The 15,882-nt window shown below is 42.5% G+C and carries 19 protein-coding genes; 3 read left to right on the top strand and 16 right to left on the bottom strand.

The window, feature by feature from the left end:
- Positions 1-11 precede the first annotated feature (11 nt).
- The 6 genes from EYO12_04245 to EYO12_04220 form a co-directional block, all read right to left on the bottom strand.
- Positions 12-1,193: a sigma-70 family RNA polymerase sigma factor gene (locus tag EYO12_04245; GenBank protein ID HIA92291.1), complete on the bottom strand. Its 1,182-nt coding sequence runs from the start codon at positions 1,191-1,193 to the stop codon at positions 12-14.
- A gap of 65 nt (positions 1,194-1,258) precedes the next feature.
- Positions 1,259-1,720: a hypothetical protein gene (locus tag EYO12_04240; GenBank protein HIA92290.1), complete on the bottom strand. Its 462-nt coding sequence runs from the start codon at positions 1,718-1,720 to the stop codon at positions 1,259-1,261.
- Between the two features lie 79 nt (positions 1,721-1,799).
- Positions 1,800-2,366, bottom strand: coding sequence for a hypothetical protein (locus tag EYO12_04235; GenBank protein HIA92289.1), 567 nt, complete (start codon positions 2,364-2,366; stop codon positions 1,800-1,802).
- Between the two features lie 2 nt (positions 2,367-2,368).
- Positions 2,369-3,538: an RNA polymerase sigma factor RpoD gene (gene rpoD, locus EYO12_04230; protein HIA92288.1), complete on the bottom strand. Its 1,170-nt coding sequence runs from the start codon at positions 3,536-3,538 to the stop codon at positions 2,369-2,371.
- Between the two features lie 8 nt (positions 3,539-3,546).
- The gene (gene dnaG / locus EYO12_04225; protein ID HIA92287.1) at positions 3,547-5,265 is read right to left on the bottom strand and encodes a DNA primase; all 1,719 of its coding nucleotides are present in this window, start codon (positions 5,263-5,265) and stop codon (positions 3,547-3,549) included.
- Between the two features lie 41 nt (positions 5,266-5,306).
- Positions 5,307-5,744 carry an HIT domain-containing protein gene (locus EYO12_04220; protein ID HIA92286.1) on the bottom strand — a complete coding sequence of 146 codons (438 nt, stop codon included), beginning with the start codon at positions 5,742-5,744 and terminating at the stop codon, positions 5,307-5,309.
- A gap of 59 nt (positions 5,745-5,803) precedes the next feature.
- On the opposite strand from EYO12_04220, the gene EYO12_04215 reads away from it, so the two are divergent.
- The gene (locus tag EYO12_04215) at positions 5,804-6,355 is read left to right on the top strand and encodes a hypothetical protein (protein HIA92285.1); all 552 of its coding nucleotides are present in this window, start codon (positions 5,804-5,806) and stop codon (positions 6,353-6,355) included.
- 14 nt (positions 6,356-6,369) lie between these two features.
- Here EYO12_04215 and EYO12_04210 read toward each other — a convergent pair whose 3' ends face one another.
- Positions 6,370-7,434 (bottom strand): hypothetical protein, encoded by a 1,065-nt coding sequence (locus tag EYO12_04210; protein ID HIA92284.1) that lies wholly within the window; start codon positions 7,432-7,434, stop codon positions 6,370-6,372.
- Between the two features lie 207 nt (positions 7,435-7,641).
- Positions 7,642-7,959 (bottom strand): hypothetical protein, encoded by a 318-nt coding sequence (locus EYO12_04205; GenBank protein ID HIA92283.1) that lies wholly within the window; start codon positions 7,957-7,959, stop codon positions 7,642-7,644.
- 25 nt (positions 7,960-7,984) lie between these two features.
- Here EYO12_04205 and EYO12_04200 point away from each other — a divergent pair, with 25 nt between their 5' ends.
- On the top strand, positions 7,985-8,965 hold the full coding sequence (locus tag EYO12_04200; GenBank protein ID HIA92282.1) for a calcium/sodium antiporter: 981 nt from the start codon (positions 7,985-7,987) through the stop codon (positions 8,963-8,965).
- Positions 8,966-9,775 (top strand): inositol monophosphatase, encoded by an 810-nt coding sequence (locus tag EYO12_04195; protein ID HIA92281.1) that lies wholly within the window; start codon positions 8,966-8,968, stop codon positions 9,773-9,775.
- Here EYO12_04195 and EYO12_04190 read toward each other — a convergent pair.
- The 8 genes from EYO12_04190 to EYO12_04155 all read right to left on the bottom strand — a co-directional run bounded on the left by EYO12_04190 (position 9,772) and on the right by EYO12_04155 (position 15,842).
- Positions 9,772-10,302, bottom strand: a complete 531-nt coding sequence (locus EYO12_04190) for an oligoribonuclease (GenBank protein HIA92280.1) — start codon at positions 10,300-10,302, stop codon at positions 9,772-9,774. The genes EYO12_04195 and EYO12_04190 overlap by 4 nt on opposite strands.
- A gap of 113 nt (positions 10,303-10,415) precedes the next feature.
- Complete coding sequence (locus tag EYO12_04185) at positions 10,416-11,402, bottom strand: hypothetical protein (protein ID HIA92279.1); 987 nt, start codon at positions 11,400-11,402, stop codon at positions 10,416-10,418.
- Positions 11,392-12,102: a hypothetical protein gene (locus EYO12_04180; protein ID HIA92278.1), complete on the bottom strand. Its 711-nt coding sequence runs from the start codon at positions 12,100-12,102 to the stop codon at positions 11,392-11,394. The genes EYO12_04185 and EYO12_04180 overlap by 11 nt, the downstream gene beginning before the upstream one ends.
- Positions 12,102-12,491, bottom strand: a complete 390-nt coding sequence (gene msrB, locus EYO12_04175; protein ID HIA92277.1) for a peptide-methionine (R)-S-oxide reductase MsrB — start codon at positions 12,489-12,491, stop codon at positions 12,102-12,104. The genes EYO12_04180 and msrB overlap by 1 nt, the downstream gene beginning before the upstream one ends.
- Positions 12,492-12,581: 90 nt before the next feature.
- A complete protein-coding gene (locus EYO12_04170) occupies positions 12,582-13,409 on the bottom strand; it encodes a hypothetical protein (protein ID HIA92276.1) in 828 nt (275 codons plus the stop codon).
- 70 nt (positions 13,410-13,479) lie between these two features.
- Entirely contained in the window at positions 13,480-13,926 is a 447-nt protein-coding gene (locus tag EYO12_04165) for a DUF1761 domain-containing protein (GenBank protein ID HIA92275.1), read from the bottom strand.
- A 117-nt stretch (positions 13,927-14,043) separates the two neighbouring features.
- A complete protein-coding gene (locus tag EYO12_04160) occupies positions 14,044-14,703 on the bottom strand; it encodes a hypothetical protein (GenBank protein ID HIA92274.1) in 660 nt (219 codons plus the stop codon).
- On the bottom strand, positions 14,700-15,842 hold the full coding sequence (locus tag EYO12_04155) for an NADP-dependent malic enzyme (GenBank protein HIA92273.1): 1,143 nt from the start codon (positions 15,840-15,842) through the stop codon (positions 14,700-14,702). The genes EYO12_04160 and EYO12_04155 overlap by 4 nt, the downstream gene beginning before the upstream one ends.
- Between the last annotated feature and the right edge of the window lie 40 nt (positions 15,843-15,882).

Below are 15,882 nucleotides of genomic sequence, written 5' to 3'. Positions count from 1 at the left end.
GCATAAACTGACTATGTCTTGAATTCACTGCGTATTTCATACAGGTACGTCCGTAATGACCGGGCCGATGGCGCCTTATCCTCGTCTACGCCAAGAAGTTCGTGCACTTCGCCTGGAGTCCGAATCTGTTCACCAGTTTCTTGATCAAAAAATAGCCAGATCAATTTTTTTTGTCGGTCGGATAGGTCTGCAAGTTTTTCACTAAACCCAGCTTGACTCACATCCAATGGTTCGTGTTTTCTGCCGCGGATTTTTACCGTCATCTTTCGAGTAGTGTCTGCTACATCTGCCACTGGACCAAATTCTGATTCGAGCACCTTACTTATTGCTAAAGTGAAGCGATCTGAAACTATTTTCACGCCCTGTCGTGTTAGCCCGACAATATCGCCGATACTGCGCAGCGACGTCACAGGCCTGTCGTTGATACCAAGTCGTAATTCAACTATGGTGCGGTCACGTTCTGATAGCTGAGATAATTTATCTTCTAATAGCTGGCCAACCCGTTGCTGTAACTCGTCGTCTTCAGCGTTTGAGCTTGCAATTACCATTTCGCCTAACGTCTTTGATCGTGCTTCGTCGGACATTCTTTTATCTAGCGATAGTGCTCGGACTTCAATTTTTATTCTTTCCAGCTTTTGAATCTTATCTTCAGAAAAACCAGTCGCTAGACTAAGTTCTTCTGTGGTCGGTTGCCTGCCGTGGTAATCGTTTATCTCCCGAGAAGCAGCACGCAATGCAATAATATCTGCGCGTAGCTGTCTAGGGAGACTCAAAGGACTAAATTTTTCATTTCTTGCATGTGCTAACGCAGGTCTAATTTTTGACGTTGCGAATGTAGAAAATTTATAGCCAAGATCGGGATCAAAATCTTGCACCGCTTCAATTAATGAGATCATGCCGATCTGAATTAATTCATCACGTTCTTCTAGTGAGACTTTGTGTCTATTTGCGTGGAAAACTACCAAGCCAGTATTGCCATGAATTAAATCTTCATACGCTTGCTTGCCATGCTCAAATAAGCGCCTGTCGCTATCACCAAGCTGGTCATAGATACCAGGATCTTCCTGGATGGTTTGTATAAGATCCTTTGCAGGTATATATGTTTCGAACAGTAGTAGGTTCCGCTCATGGAAATCCAGCGGCTCAGAAGATTCGCTGCCTTCTGGGCTGTTTATTTGGGGCAGTTCTGGCATTTATTAATACTACGCAGCCACCCGTTGCTCAGGCAAGCATGAGCTTTGAGGGTGATCATTACTGGCTATAGTTTTTCTTCAAATATGGTGGCGAAGCTATCAATGGCGTGCAAATACTCGGCTATTACATCACCGAGCTCTACATCGTGCTTGCGTTGAACATACGTAAATACATCTTTTAATTCCATCATTTGAGTGCTCCATGATTCGTTTTCACTACCTGCATTACTTGGCCGTCTCACCACACCACATAGCAGTCCAAGAGTATCGTGCTGCACCGGTGTTGGGTTTAGATACCTATGCGACGCAAAAACCCATCGCTGACCTATCATTGTCATCACATCAAAAAATTCTTGCTCTTGATCATTAATGTCAGTTTCAAGGCTGCCGCTAAAATGAGCCTTGATATGTCTCCAGCGGGCATCTTTTTTGTCTATCATCAAACGGCTGCGAATTAGGTCTAAATTTTCTTCAAAAGATCTTCCAGATCCGCTCTGTTCTGGATTAGGAATAGCAGTTTCGCTCATACACCCACCAGCAACACGTTGGTTATGGAATTATTCACACTTATATTATATAGAACAATGTTGTTAGTTTTAAATTGAATTACATTTCCAGCATGGAGGCAAGTTTGCTTTTAAGCGCCTCTATGCCATCGTCTTCGTTCAGTAGTGTTACATCAGACTTCTCTTTAACGGCAGCTGTTTTCAAGGTAGCCGCGTCACCGCCAACGTTCATTTCTTTTTTCTCATGAGCTAAAAATTCTTCAAAACTTATCTTGTCTTCACTAGCCCGACCGCGGTCAGCAGACTGCACGCGCTGGTATCGCAGTTGCGGGTCAGCATCTACCCAAATAACTTTGCCTCCTGCAGCATGTATAGCATCGGCTTCGGCAGGGTGGCGTAAGCTCGAAATAACAAAGCCCTCGTACTGACTCTGTACTTTTTCGTATTCAATTAGTCCTCTGTCAATCAATACTCCCATACCAAATTCACGCCGCCATTCAGCGCTTATATCGCGAAGGTTTTTCCGCGAAACATCTAAACCCCTTTTGCGAGCTTCATCACGGAGAATATCAGTAGCCGAAATAAACAAGTAGCCATAATTGTCACGTAGAATCTCTGCAACTGTGTCTTTACCTGCGCCGTTGGTGCCAGATAATCCGAATATCATTGTTAGTTTATGTAATCCGAAATTTTAGATGCGTCGCGGTGCTTGCGTAGTTTTGCGAGGGCTTTTGCTTCAATCTGACGAATACGTTCACGAGTAACACCAAACTCTGTGCCAACCTCTTCAAGTGTATGGGTTTTTCCATCCTCGAGGCCAAAACGCATACGTAGGATTTTTTGTTCACGCGGGCTTAAGTAGCTAAGCATTTCATTAACGTGTTCTTTTAGTAATTGAGTAGTCGCGCTTTCAGTCGGGCTCGGTGTATCCTCGTCTTCGATAAAGTCACCAAGTACTGAGTCTTCTTCGTCGTCACGCACAGCAGCGTCAAGTGAGCTAATGTCCTGCTTGATTTTCATGATGTGTTCAACTTTGTCGACTTCGATTTCAAGCTCCTTGGCAAGCTCTTCGTTGGTTGGTTCGCGGTTAAGTTCTTGAGTCATGCGACGGTGGGTACGCAATAGTTTGTTGATAGTTTCTACCATGTGTACTGGTATTCGGATAGTTCGGGCCTGGTCGGCGATGGCTCGAGTGATAGCTTGGCGGATCCACCACGTGGCGTAGGTAGAGAATTTAAACCCTTTTTCTGGGTCAAACTTTTCAACTGCCCGTAGTAGACCGGTGTTTCCTTCTTGAATCAAATCCAGCAAATCCAAACCACGTCCGACATAGCGTTTAGCAATTGAAACCACTAATCGCATGTTTGCCTCGGCCATTTCGTCTTTGGCAACTTTGTCGCCTTTTTGGACTCGGCGAGCTAGGGTAACTTCTTCTTCTGCAGTAAGCAATGGAATTTTACCGATCTCACGCAGGTACAAACGAACCGAGTCATCAGAAATGTCATCTAAGTATTTATCGTTTTTCGCCTGCTCTTCAATGTCATCAATACTTTCGTCATCGCTGTCGGCGCTTAGAATGGTTATGTCGCCGTCGACTAAGTCCGAATACAGGCTGTCTAAAATTTCAACATTGGCTTCGGTGTCGGGGATAAGGTTAAAAATTTCTTTTTGGTGAATTTCACCGTCTTTTTTGGCTCGCTCAAAAAGTTCTTTTTTTGCGGCTAGTAAATCCTCTTTTTTTAGTGCAGCTTTTTTAGCTTTAGTTGCACTTGCCTTGGCTTTTGCTTTGGACTTTTTATCATCTGACTTCTTTGTAGTTGGTTTCTTCTTTGCCGGCATATAACTCCTTAACTATCTTGCCACTGTTCAAGCAATTCTTTTGCTGTATCCCAGTCTCCACGCTCTTCTGCTGCGCGAATTTGTTCGGTTATTGTTGTTTTGTTTTGCTTGTATTTGAGTTCATTTAGGCTGAGTGAAAGTTGGTCGGCTTCGACTATTACGTCAGCTGTTCGCCAGTCATCGTATCGCTGCTCAGCAATTAACTGTAGTACTTTAACAAAATTATCGTGTTCCTTCAATTCTGACTCTAGTTGATCGGCCAGTTTGTTGCTGTTTTGCAAAACCGTAAATACAGCTCGTTGTGGTTCTGTTTGCCACACGTCTTCGCTTAACGGCTGTAGCACCGCCCGTGCCGCTGGGTATCGCAAGCTCAGCGCTAACAGATCATTCGCCACTACTCCTTGGCGCGGCGGCGTAGCAACCGTACTGGTTTTAATTGGTTTTTTGGGCTTTTTTGGTGAGCGAGAAAAGTTCGAAAACCGCTCTGCCACTGCTGCTTTTGAGGATTTAATATCTTTAGCTACAACATCCAAATAATGCTCTTGCTCAACTGGATCTTTAAGAAATAACAATAAATTCATCATTGCATCTGCATACAGTTTTTTACCCTGAGCGGTTTTTAAATCATATTGGTCAAGATAGTAAATTCGTAACCATTCTGGGGCATACACCTTGCTTGTAACAATTTCTTCCCAATCTGCAGGATTATTTTGAATTATGTCGTCTGGGTCACTGCCCTTTGGAATATTTAGCACATACAAAGTTATTCCTTCACCCTGTGCCAGCGGTATTGCCCGAATTGTTGCTCGTACTCCCGCTTCGTCACCGTCAAATGCCAATGCAATATTCTTTGAAAGATGTTTGAGCGACTTCAACTGCTGGATTGTTAACGCTGTTCCAGCGGTTGCTACTACATTTTTAAAACCAGCTTGATGAGCGCTAACTACATCAAGGTTTCCTTCTGCAAGTACACTTAAATCCTGTTTTCGTATGGCATCTTTCGCAAGATGTAAGCCAAAGACATGACGACTCTTGTCGTACAAAATAGTTTGTGCGGTGTTAATGTACTTTGGTCCATCGCCATCAATTAGCTGACGACCAGTAAACCCAATTGGGCTGCCAGATCTATCTGCTAACGCAACCAATACCCGGCCTCTAAACATATCCACCAAACGGCCCCGACGCTCAACAGCTAAACCGCTTTTGACGATAGTTTCTGTATCAATATCTTTGGACAGTAGGTATTTTGACAGTGCATCTGTTTTGTTTGGTGCGTAACCAATATTAAAATCAATAATCGATTGTTTATTAAAACCACGCTTTTTAGTGACGTAATCGAGGGCTGCTTTATTATGTATCAATTGTTCTTGGTAAAAGCGAGCACTCAAATTTAGTGCTCGTTCGTATTGTTTTTTTACCTCTCGCCCTGGTCCACGTTTTGTTTGATAGTCGTCTAAATTAAGACCAGCCTTACGTGCTAACAGCTCTAGGGCTTCTTTAAACTCAACGCCTTCAACCTCTTGAATAAACGTGAACATGTCGCCACCTTTATTCGAACTAAAGTCGTGCCAAATCTGTTTAGCAGGACTCACCATAAAACTTGGAGTTTTTTCTTGGCTAAACGGACTTAAGGCCTTTAAGTTGCTGCCAGAACGTTTAAGCTCCAGGTAGTCTGCTACAACATCCTCGAGTGCAAGCTTTGCTTTAATGTCAGAAACAGCGTCCATATATATCTCTAGTCTACACCTGAGCGGCTATCTACAGTAATTTATTCATCTCGCAGAATTGGAATCCATTTCTCTAGATCTTCTTCTGTGAGTGGTTGTTTCTGGCTCCAGTCCAGTCGGCTTTCATATAGCTCATCTCCGCGCCGGCTTGGCAAAACATGCCAGTGATAATGATCTACCTTTGTGCCATTGTGCCCTTGAGCAACTAATGGTCGAGACTTTTGAAAAACATCAACACCGTCAAAACCAGTACGCAGCATTATTCGGCGTAATCGGCTAATTTCGTGCTCTCGCTCAAGCGTTTCGTTGTTAGCAAACGAGTACGGAGGCTCCACATGACGCCGCGGAACAACCAATACATGTGCTTCGGTTATTTTTGGGTCAGATAAAAAACTAATGACAGTTAAGCCAACACGAATAATTCGATCAGGGCCAATTGTGTCTTTTGAGTCGAATGGGCAGGTTTCACTTTGTTCCATACCAACAACTTTATAGTTGATGTTTCATAAACAAAAGCTTTAGCTTTATACTCTAGTGCATGAATATGCTTCAACAATTTAATACCCCTGCACCGCGCCAAGCAGACTCTAAGCAGCGAATATTGATACTGTTTGCGATAGTTGGTGGTGTTTTGGGTGTTGTGTTGTTGTTGGCCAGTGCGCTGCTTGGCGGAAAATCAACCGAGCCGCAAATGACAAAAGCACTTGAAAGCTTAAACCAGGCTACGGTAGCCCACGAAATTATTCAAACTTACGAAACGACCCCTGCAGTAACTAACCTAGCCGCGACAATTAAGACTATTACAGCGAGCGATTTAGGCACTCTGTATCAACTAGCAGCAACAAACTACCCGGAACTGACCTACGCCCCAGTTCGTAAGCTTGATAATGTTCGAGAAAGTTTAGATTCAGCAGAGATATCTGGCACCCTAAATAGCCAAGCCATAACAATCTCGTCTAATACAATTACGGTTGCTATCAGTAGTCTCAACGAGTTACAGAAAAGCGTTGATGATCAGTTGATTCTAAATGCAACTGAGGCTGCACTTAGCAACCTCAGCGCACTCCAAGACCAGATCAACGACCTTTAGCCTTAATCACAAGACTAATAGCGAAGTATTGCACTCACTAATTTTGGATTATCTACTGACGGATGAAATATCTCGGCCTTTGAGTTGAGTGCTCTTCGAACCGCCAGATTTGTTAAATTTTCATCACCCCTTTGCCGTTTTGTATGAATGGCTTTTGTGAGTGGCTCTCCCCACACAGCTTTTTTGGGGTCGATAAATAGTGTGCGAACCTTGCCTTCTCGGAGTGCTTCGAGCACTTGTCGCATACCAGTGACCACATGTGGCTGGTCGGTTGCTTGCCGACGGGCAAACTCTTCTTGCGCAGCCTTTTCGTAGTAACCATAGAACCGTTGAGCAATTGGCGCTGCTCGTTGAACAACTTCACTCTGCTTCACGGCCTCAGGGTTAACCTGAACGCCGTCTGGCATAAGCAAGTCATATTTTGAAGTTGACCTAAACGCTGACTGGGCCTTTGGTAAACCAATAGTTATGAGCGGTGCAGTCTTGTCCTCTATTGCCTTTCGCACTGCCTTGTCTAGCTGCGAAAGATATCGCTTTGGAAAAGCCGACGTATCCCCAGCTAATCGTTTTGAATACAAATTACGCGACCCGCCCTTATCGGCAAAGGCTCGCTTATTGGTTAAACGGACTTTTTTATGACTGCCCTTTACGTCATTTAAATATAGCTCGGCAAATCGCGAGGTAATACTTAAGGTGTAGAAGCGACCATGCTGCACAAGCTGCTCGAACAGTGGAGCTACTTCAAATCCGTGACCGACGTAGACCCTCTCTCGCTCCATGTCTGGGAAGGCATAGGTTTCTACGCCTGTCTCGTCAATAAACATCGCAGCGCCGCCTTCGTAGTCCTCGTGGACCCACTTATTGCGATTGTGCATTGCTTCATAAGCTGGTGCTAATATTTGTCGAGCTTCTTCGTAGCTGACAAAGTCCATTAAGTTGTCTCGAGCCTGCTTAAGTAGTCGTAAACCACTTTCGCGAATGTCGTAGTAATCTCCAAGCAGTGGCATGTAGATACTTACGGATGGATGAATATTTTTTTGGGCAAGTTTTTGTATTTGTTGGTGTGTAATACGTTTCATAAAAACGCATCCCTCCTTTAAACCCAAAAAGGTTTTTTAAAATTTCACCTCGACAACTAATGGAAAGGAACTTTGCGTACTCCCGCAAACTGTATACCTCCATATAACACTCTTGGCTGTATACCATGTGTTAACTAAGCATTAACATTGTGCAAAATATTGTGCATAAATATATGAGCGCGTATCTGTTAAAGGCGACTTAACGGTTTAGTATTCCCCGCCCGAACTTATGTAGCTATGAATAATCATGCTAGTAATAAAATCTGTATCCAGCTGTTCGGTCAAAATATAGGTGTTCCAGGTTTTGATGTCTAGATTGGCGGGCTGAACAACTGACTCGTAACGCTCTCGTAGCTGTTTAACTAACTGGGTGTCTCCGCGTAAGCTCAGCCGCTTTGGTGTCTTGTCTTTTACATAAATTGCAAAGAGTTTTCCATCAACTCTATAGCTGTCAGCGCCGGGCACTATTTCTGTGTCGATCTCGAAACTTCCGAGTTTATTTATTTGTTCTTCTACATAATCCATCGCTAATAGATTACAATAACTAGCAATGTTAGCAATACTAAGTGCGTTATTTTTACTGGCTTTTGGATTCTTTTTACTTATTAAAGGCGCCGATGTCTTAGTGGACGGCGCGTCGATACTGGCGAATAAACTTGGGGTATCTGAGCTTATCGTTGGCCTAACTGTGGTAGCATTTGGTACTTCTCTACCAGAGCTAATCGTAAGTTTACTCGCAGCTAACGACGGCTCCACAGGGTTAGCCATTGGTAACGTTGTAGGGTCAAATATTGCCAATATATTACTTATTCTCGGTATCGCCTCAATTATTAAGCCATTAACTGTACACCGGGTTACTGTTTGGCGAGAAATATTATTCAGCATGGGTGCGGGTGGTATTTTAGCTTTATTGGTTGCAGACAACTTTATCGGTTCGAGTGATTTTGTTGGGCTAGACCGAATAGACGGCGCAATGCTCATTACGTTCTTTGTGTTGTTTTTATATTACTCATTCGGTAAAACCAGAGTCGACAGCCACGCCAACGACAGCGACGACAAAGAAGTAGCATCACTAGCGAACACATTTTTAAAAACCTTTGTCGGCATTGTAATGCTAGGTTTCGGTGGACAGCTAATAGTAGAAAACGCATCTAGTTTGGCCGAGAGTTTTAACATCGCTGATGGGATCATTGGCCTTACGATCGTAGCCTTTGGTACATCGGCACCAGAACTGGCCGCCTCCATCGCTGCTGTTAGAAATGACAAAGTCGATATTGCGGTCGGTAACGTTGTGGGGTCAAACTTGTTTAACACGTTTTGGGTTCTGGGATTGTCGTCAGTTATTATGCCCCTTCAATTTACGACTGAAACCTACATCGATGTCGCCGTCGCCGCCGGAGCTGCAGCATTGATGTTTGGCCTTATGGCTTTTGCGCACCCAAGACACACCCTTGTTAATCGAAACGGCTACATGTTCTTAGTGTTGTATGGCATATACATGTTCAGCCTTATTATTAGGGGTGCAGCGTAGATGCCGTACCGTGAATTTATCGAAAAATCACTTCTAAAAGCCGGTGAAATTGCTGAAGACTATTTTGGAAAAGTAGAAGCACGAAGTAAGGATTCTGACCCAAATCAGGTTTTAACCGATGCAGATATTGCGATCGGCAAGCTCCTTGTTTCCGAGGTAGCTACAGAGTTTCCTGACCACAATATTATCGACGAAGAAGCTGGTGTAGTAGATAACAGCTCGCAATATACGTGGGTGATCGACCCAATAGAAGCAACGAGCAACTTTGCAGCAGGGCTGCCATATTACGGAATAATGATCGGGCTTCTGGACCGGGACGAACCAATAGCTGGCGGTGTTTATGCGCCTGCCATGAACCGCATGTACTTAGCAGAAAAAGACAAAGGGGCTACGTGCAACGGTAGCCCAATTGCGGTTTCAAAAAATGCCACACTAGCTGAACAACTTGTTTCGTTCGGTATTGATTCTAATCCAGATAATCCCGAACTTACTAAAAAACAATGTTCTGTGCTTGCAGACATTGTTCTGGCTTGTAGAAATATGAGAAACACAGGCTGCGAAGCCCTAGACCCAATGCATGTTGCAGAAGGCGCTCTTGGTGCACGTGTAAACACTACTTCTAAAATTTGGGATAACGTTGGTCCTCAGATAATAGCTAGCGAAGCAGGTGCACTCTGGACTACTGCTAATGGCGAGCCTATCGACTACAGCAATCCCCTCAACCGTATCGATCAAAACTTCACTTTTTGTGTTGCAAGCCCTGCAATTCAGAAACAACTAACCGAAATCATTGCAGGACGATTAGATTAATCTTTGATCTGCTCGAAATATAGCTTCATTTCTTCGATAGAACCACGAATATCTTCAAGTGCGCGGTGTGAGCTTTCTTTTTTAAAATTAACGGCGTATTTATGAGCCATTACAACTTTCCAAGCGCTAACGTCTACCATGCGATAGTGCAGCAAGGCTTCTAATTTAGGCCAGTACTTTCGAATGAATCTACGGTCCTGATGGATTGAATTGCCCGCTAAATACACAGGTTGCTTTAGGTCAAAGTGCTTTTGCACTAAATCAACCACGGTTTGCTCGGCCTGAGCTTCTGGTATTCCTTGGGTTGATTTACTTAATAATTCGGCCATGTTTTCCTTTACCCACGGGTCAGCTTGATCAAGGGTGGCCTGGTCTTGGGCTATAACAGTTTCATATGTAGCTATTTCAGTCATATCCCAATCGGTCGCAATTACCCCAACCTCAATGATTTTTGAGTTGTCAGGCTCTATGCCGGTCATTTCTAAATCAATCCATAATAAGCTAGCTTTTTTTGTATTATCTGTCATTCATAAACCCCTAATCATTCTGAAATTTCTAAGCTACTTGTAATATTTTACATTAATTTTCAGTCTACCACTCTCTACTCGATGCACTACACTCCGTGGCGCAAAGTGCGCCACTAATGTTCTTCTATCCGAATCAGTATCTCAGACTTTGTAGCCCGCACCAAACAGCTCGCACCAATAGGTACAGTTACTCGTGGTAGTGTGTGTCCGAAATCAACATTAGCAATTATCGGCACGCCTTGTAGTGCATTTTTAGCTAACAGTATTTTTTCTAAGTCAGCTCGACTAACGTTGGCTTCACTCTGAAAACGCCCAATAACTAATGCTTCAAGCTTATCGCCGTCTTTTTGCTGCAATATTGCTTCTAGCATGCGGTCAAAACCTGCCAAGCTGTTTCTGTGCATTTCAACGAACAGTACTGAATCTTTATAGTTTGGAGCAAAATCTGTACCGTGCAGCAACAATGCACTGGACAGATTTCCGCCAGTAATGTTGCCTGCCCCTATAGCTTGTTGAATGACCCACCAACCATCATTTTTATGTTCGGTAATGACTTTTTCACCACTACTGAAATCAATATCGAAATATTTGTTGGGCTCGCTTAGGTCAAAGTCAGACTCATTAAAGAGCGATTTTTTTAGGAATGAATGAATAAAATCTGCACCCATATCACTACCTAGAGCTGAATAGTTGCCGCCATAGTATGTAACGATCCCTGTTTTTTGAAATATGGCATTACACAACACCGCTCCATCTGAGTGGCCTAAAAATATTTTTGGGTTCTTTTTTACTTTTTTCCAGTCAATCAGTGGTAATGTTTGATTTGCATGCCATCCGCCGGCTAATAAAAAAATTGCTTTGACTTTTGGATCTTCAATAGCTGCATGAAAATCATCAACCCGATCAGCTAAATTCGGTGTATCAAGTGGTAGATCGCCTTTATGGAGATTTTTGCCATATGTAACAGTCAGACCAAGTTGCTTTAGGGCCCGCTCTGATTTTTTAAAGTCTTCTTTGGTTTTATATGAATCAGAGCCACTCAAGGCCACAACAGCAACGGCGTCCCCTTTTTGTAATTTATCAGGGTATTTAGTTCTCATCTTTTAATGGTAACCGTTTGTAGATTACGACGTAGAGAGCAGCTCCAAATCCACTTGCAAACAGGTTATAAATTGCGCTAGAAAATGCGTCATCAAACAACGAACCAAGCACTACGGAAATCAACACAAATACAACATAATTTTTTGCTAATACGCCCATATTTGATCTAACTAAGTCTTTACTTTGCTTCATTGCATCGCTGGTGCTTATATTTTTATCTAAGACAATTATTGGCGCTAAGCTATACCAAATTGCAAACAACACACCCGGAACAATCAACAAGATTAGTCCGAATAGCACATACAGCACCACCACCAAGCTAACGCCTAGAAAGGCCATAAAGTGCTTTTTTCCCAGATCAAAACCTTCTTTAACACTAAATTCCTTTGAGCCATTTTTTAGTAAGCCCTTAATTGATCCTGCCTCAACCAAAATACTCGCAACAATTACCAGCACAATCGTTGCAATAAAAAATGCTACTCCAGCAAATCCAACCCCCACTTTTAAGCTTTCCTCACTGCCTGCAACTTCGAATATCCCTAGACCTATTAAGCCATTTATAAGCAGTAGCAGTGACGGAATCGCTGCCAGGGTAATTAGCGTGCGTAAATTACTAGTAAATAATTCCCAGGCTCCTTCATACACACTCTTTATGGTTAAGTCTGACTTAAATATCCCTTTTTGATCTTGATCCTTCACTACTCTTCTCCTTCTTTAGCTTTAAAATCTAAACATACTGAATTAATACAATAGCGCTGCCCAGTCGGTGCTGGTCCGTCATTAAAAACATGTCCAAGATGCGAATCACAACTAGCGCAACGAACCTCCGTTCGCACCATACCATGACTTGTGTCTTCGATGAGTTTTATATTTTCTGTGTTCATTGGGTCGGTAAAACTAGGCCACCCACTACCCGAGTCAAATTTTGTTTCACTACTAAATAACTGGGTACCACAAGCGGCACATATAAAACTGCCGTCGCGTTTTTCGTTTAAGTGCTTGCCGGTAAACGGTGCTTCTGTGCCGTTTTCGCGCAAAACACGGTATTGTTCTGGGCTCAATTTATTCTTTATCTCTCGCTCATCCATGCACTTGCTTTTCTGTTACGTTCTTTCAGCTAGTTTTAATACTGTAATCATATCATCACAGTGGCTATAAATATTATGTTCAGTATCAACTTAGGTTAGTGAAAATTGATTCGACACCGCAGCCTTTGAAACAAATCTTCGATTGTTTGAATTGAAATCGATTTCAATCGAGTTATTCGGCGAGGTGTTTTCAACTCCTAAAATCTTCTGTCCGTTAACCGAACCAAGTGTAATTTTAGCGCCTTCGGCAATTCCAAGTTTGTCCCACAATCTGTTGCTAACTGCTGAATCAATCACAAACTGTCCGTCCTTATCAGCGCCAAATGCGACTGGCGGGACAGACTTTGGTTTATTGTCCTCATCTAAAAAAGTAAACGCTAAGATTTCATCGCTTGAATTATTTGATTCAATCGAGACCGAGGCTGTAGCTTTGGCGGTGCGCAACCGAGCTAAAGCACCATCGAAAAGTTTTTCGTCAGGGTAGACAAAAAGGGTTTCACCGGTAGAAACCTTTTTAGTTCGTGTGTACTTTTTTTGAGTTTCTGGTAATAGTTGCTTATCACCGCTGACACGAGTTATTACTTCAGGATTTACGGTAATTGAAGCAAGCGAGCCTTTATTACGTAAGCTAAATTGTTCGCGATCTGTATTTTTTTCTTCAAGACTATATTGCTGGTCTTTAGTTATTGTTATTTCGGACCCAGCATTAAGCTCGAATACATTGCCATACACCTCTGACTCTTCTGTATCGTTTCGAACAATCAACTTACCAGCTTCGCCAGCCACTAGGGTGTATTTTGAACCACCACTACATTCAATAGTGCAGATCTCTTCGCCTACAGCTACCTTAGCAATATCTATTGATGTAATAGTGGGGTTTTCACCGCCTAATTGTGCTAATACTTCGAATTTATTCATTTTTGTTTCTTTATGTTACTAAAATAAACATTAGCATGTTTTTGATTTCTTGTCCATTAACTGGTTCAGCTTACTGCCACAAACCAATCACAAGTCCCATGACAGAAAATTGCGCCAAAATATACCCAGCGTCTATGGCATAGAGCTCTAGTTTTCTTTGAGCATACAAATATTGGATTCCGACAGCAGTCGCAGCAAATGCCGAGCCAATAACAGCTCCAAATAACAACCCTTCGAAAGCAGTACGAACATTCAAGCCACTCATTATACTGCTCATAAACAGCGCCTGGATTAAAGCAAGCACAAAAGCAGAACCAAAGATCACCGACATGTTGGCGCTTTCAATTTGCTTCTTTTTTAGGCCTACAAGTTTTTGCCAGTTTTTGCCAAATACACCTTCGTAGTACCAAATTCCCCCAACCACAAAACTCAATACTGCCGCTACGAATACTGCCATTACGTTAATATTGTTGGCGTCTAATATGTAATCGAAGCCATTCGATGCAAAAACATCCATGAGATCTACTCCTTTTATCTGTTTCTATAATAGCACTTGTATAAAATTGCTTGTTTTTGACGTATAAAAATTAAGCATAGCTGAAACAGCAATTGCTAGCAGCAGTTTGTAAAAAGCCTAAACTAAACTATCTATTTTTGCTCTCAAATTATCAATCACTATTTCATGGTCAAATAGATTGTCTTCGCCAAGGGTTACGTTGGGTTGGTAGGCGTTCAAAAAGCGACTTTGATGATACAAATTTTCGTCAATCATTTCGACCATTCTGTCTATGGTGGTGGTTGGTTTATCTTCACCGCGCGCTCGTATCAACTCCTCACGCTTCTTTTTGCTAACGTCAAAGTTAACAACAAACAGCTCAAAACCTTGAATTTTAAATTTTGGAATTATTCGATCAAAGTACCAATCGATTACGCTGTCACGTACAACCAAACCATTAGGCGATATTTTGCATATACGACTATACAAATCCATGCTGTAAGCCCATGAATATTTTCCAAGTGTACGACTGTCTAGATTCGAGTCAATGTTGCTTTGTATACATTTTTTAATTGCATCGGTTTCTATGACAAGGCCGTTCAGTTCTCTTGCAATTTTACTTGATAATGTTGACTTCCCGACCGCAACACCACCGCTAAAAACAACCAAAACTTTGGGATTTGGATAATTAAATTTATCCAAAGTGGGTAAAAAATATGCATCTATCTCTTCAATAATTTTGGCGCTAAGCTTAAAATCATCTGCCCTGTAGCTGGGTGATTGCTTGGGATCTATCATTTCACCACAGAAGAAACTGCTTCTAATATTCGTTTATCGAATATATCTGGAATGATTTTGTCGGGTGTAGGGTTTTCTATAAGGCCAGCCAAAGCTTTAGCTGCTGCCATTTTATGTTCCTCGGTAATAGCTTTTACGTTGTTATCAAGTGCCCCTCTAAATAGTGCTGGAAACACTAGTGCATTGTTAACTTGATTGTCAAAATCGCTGCGCCCCGTTGCTACTACGGCTGCTCCCGCTTGTTTGGCTTCATCTGGGTATATCTCGGGCACAGGGTTTGCCATGGCAAAAATAATAGCGTCTTTGTTCATGGTTGCTACCATCTCTTTTTTAAGCAATCCCCCAAGCGATACGCCAATAAATATGTCAGCTTCGGTCATTGCTTTTGCTAAATCACCGCCGTCTTCGGCAAAAATTAAATCCTGTTTTATTAAACTCAATTTTGTTTCATTTAGGTCGTCGCGACCAGACCAAATAATACCCTTACTATCGACTGCCAATATGTTGGCTTTTGGTGCATATTGCTTAATTAATTTGATTATTGCCACACCAGCAGCCCCTACCCCGCTCACAGTTATCCAGCTATCGTTTAGGTCGCGGTTTGTTAGTTTGCAGGCATTAATTAATCCAGCCAAGACAACAATTGCTGTTCCGTGTTGGTCGTCATGAAATACTGGAATATCTAGCTCTTGCTTTAGTGTTTCTTCGATATAAAAACACTGCGGCGCTTTAATGTCTTCAAGGTTAATTCCACCGTAGGTCGGAGCAATAGCTTTAACAATATTTATTATTTCATCGGGGTCTTGAGTATTGAGCACAATTGGCACCGCATCTACATTTGCAAAGCTTTTAAACAACACGGCTTTGCCCTCCATAACTGGCAAGGCGCCAAGTGGGCCGATATTGCCAAGGCCTAAAACCGCGCTACCGTCACTAACAACTGCTACGGTATTATTGATTTGAGTATAATTACGAGCTTCTTCTGGATGCTCTGCCACATAGCTACTAACCGCTCCAACTCCTGGCGTGTAGTACAAACTAAGCTTTTCCATCGAATCGACTGGGTCTTTTAGGCCGGTCTCAAGTTTGCCTTTGAATTTTTTATGAATATCTAGTGCTTGCTGTTTTACGTCGTCCATTGAATCCTCCAAATCTTTACCCCAAGTATACGCACTGTCT

It is taken from the genome of Candidatus Saccharibacteria bacterium (genome assembly GCA_012965045.1).
GTDB lineage: Bacteria > Patescibacteriota > Saccharimonadia > Saccharimonadales > DTSZ01 > DTSZ01.
Note: the sequence above shows the minus strand (reverse complement) of the source record. Positions and strands in the feature narration are given on the sequence as shown.

Excerpts from the sequence above, each read along its gene's own strand:
- EYO12_04245 (HIA92291.1), bottom strand. The coding sequence starts at position 1,193 with ATGCCAGAACTGCCCCAAATAAACAGCCCAGAAGGCAGCGAATCTTCT.
- EYO12_04240 (HIA92290.1), bottom strand. The coding sequence starts at position 1,720 with ATGAGCGAAACTGCTATTCCTAATCCAGAACAGAGCGGATCTGGAAGA.
- EYO12_04235 (HIA92289.1), bottom strand. The coding sequence starts at position 2,366 with ATGATATTCGGATTATCTGGCACCAACGGCGCAGGTAAAGACACAGTT.
- rpoD (HIA92288.1), bottom strand. The coding sequence starts at position 3,538 with ATGCCGGCAAAGAAGAAACCAACTACAAAGAAGTCAGATGATAAAAAG.
- dnaG (HIA92287.1), bottom strand. The coding sequence starts at position 5,265 with ATGGACGCTGTTTCTGACATTAAAGCAAAGCTTGCACTCGAGGATGTT.
- EYO12_04220 (HIA92286.1), bottom strand. The coding sequence starts at position 5,744 with ATGGAACAAAGTGAAACCTGCCCATTCGACTCAAAAGACACAATTGGC.
- EYO12_04215 (HIA92285.1), top strand. The coding sequence starts at position 5,804 with ATGAATATGCTTCAACAATTTAATACCCCTGCACCGCGCCAAGCAGAC.
- EYO12_04210 (HIA92284.1), bottom strand. The coding sequence starts at position 7,434 with ATGAAACGTATTACACACCAACAAATACAAAAACTTGCCCAAAAAAAT.
- EYO12_04205 (HIA92283.1), bottom strand. The coding sequence starts at position 7,959 with ATGGATTATGTAGAAGAACAAATAAATAAACTCGGAAGTTTCGAGATC.
- EYO12_04200 (HIA92282.1), top strand. The coding sequence starts at position 7,985 with ATGTTAGCAATACTAAGTGCGTTATTTTTACTGGCTTTTGGATTCTTT.
- EYO12_04195 (HIA92281.1), top strand. The coding sequence starts at position 8,966 with ATGCCGTACCGTGAATTTATCGAAAAATCACTTCTAAAAGCCGGTGAA.
- EYO12_04190 (HIA92280.1), bottom strand. The coding sequence starts at position 10,302 with ATGACAGATAATACAAAAAAAGCTAGCTTATTATGGATTGATTTAGAA.
- EYO12_04185 (HIA92279.1), bottom strand. The coding sequence starts at position 11,402 with ATGAGAACTAAATACCCTGATAAATTACAAAAAGGGGACGCCGTTGCT.
- msrB (HIA92277.1), bottom strand. The coding sequence starts at position 12,491 with ATGGATGAGCGAGAGATAAAGAATAAATTGAGCCCAGAACAATACCGT.
- EYO12_04170 (HIA92276.1), bottom strand. The coding sequence starts at position 13,409 with ATGAATAAATTCGAAGTATTAGCACAATTAGGCGGTGAAAACCCCACT.
- EYO12_04165 (HIA92275.1), bottom strand. The coding sequence starts at position 13,926 with ATGGATGTTTTTGCATCGAATGGCTTCGATTACATATTAGACGCCAAC.
- EYO12_04160 (HIA92274.1), bottom strand. The coding sequence starts at position 14,703 with ATGATAGATCCCAAGCAATCACCCAGCTACAGGGCAGATGATTTTAAG.
- EYO12_04155 (HIA92273.1), bottom strand. The coding sequence starts at position 15,842 with ATGGACGACGTAAAACAGCAAGCACTAGATATTCATAAAAAATTCAAA.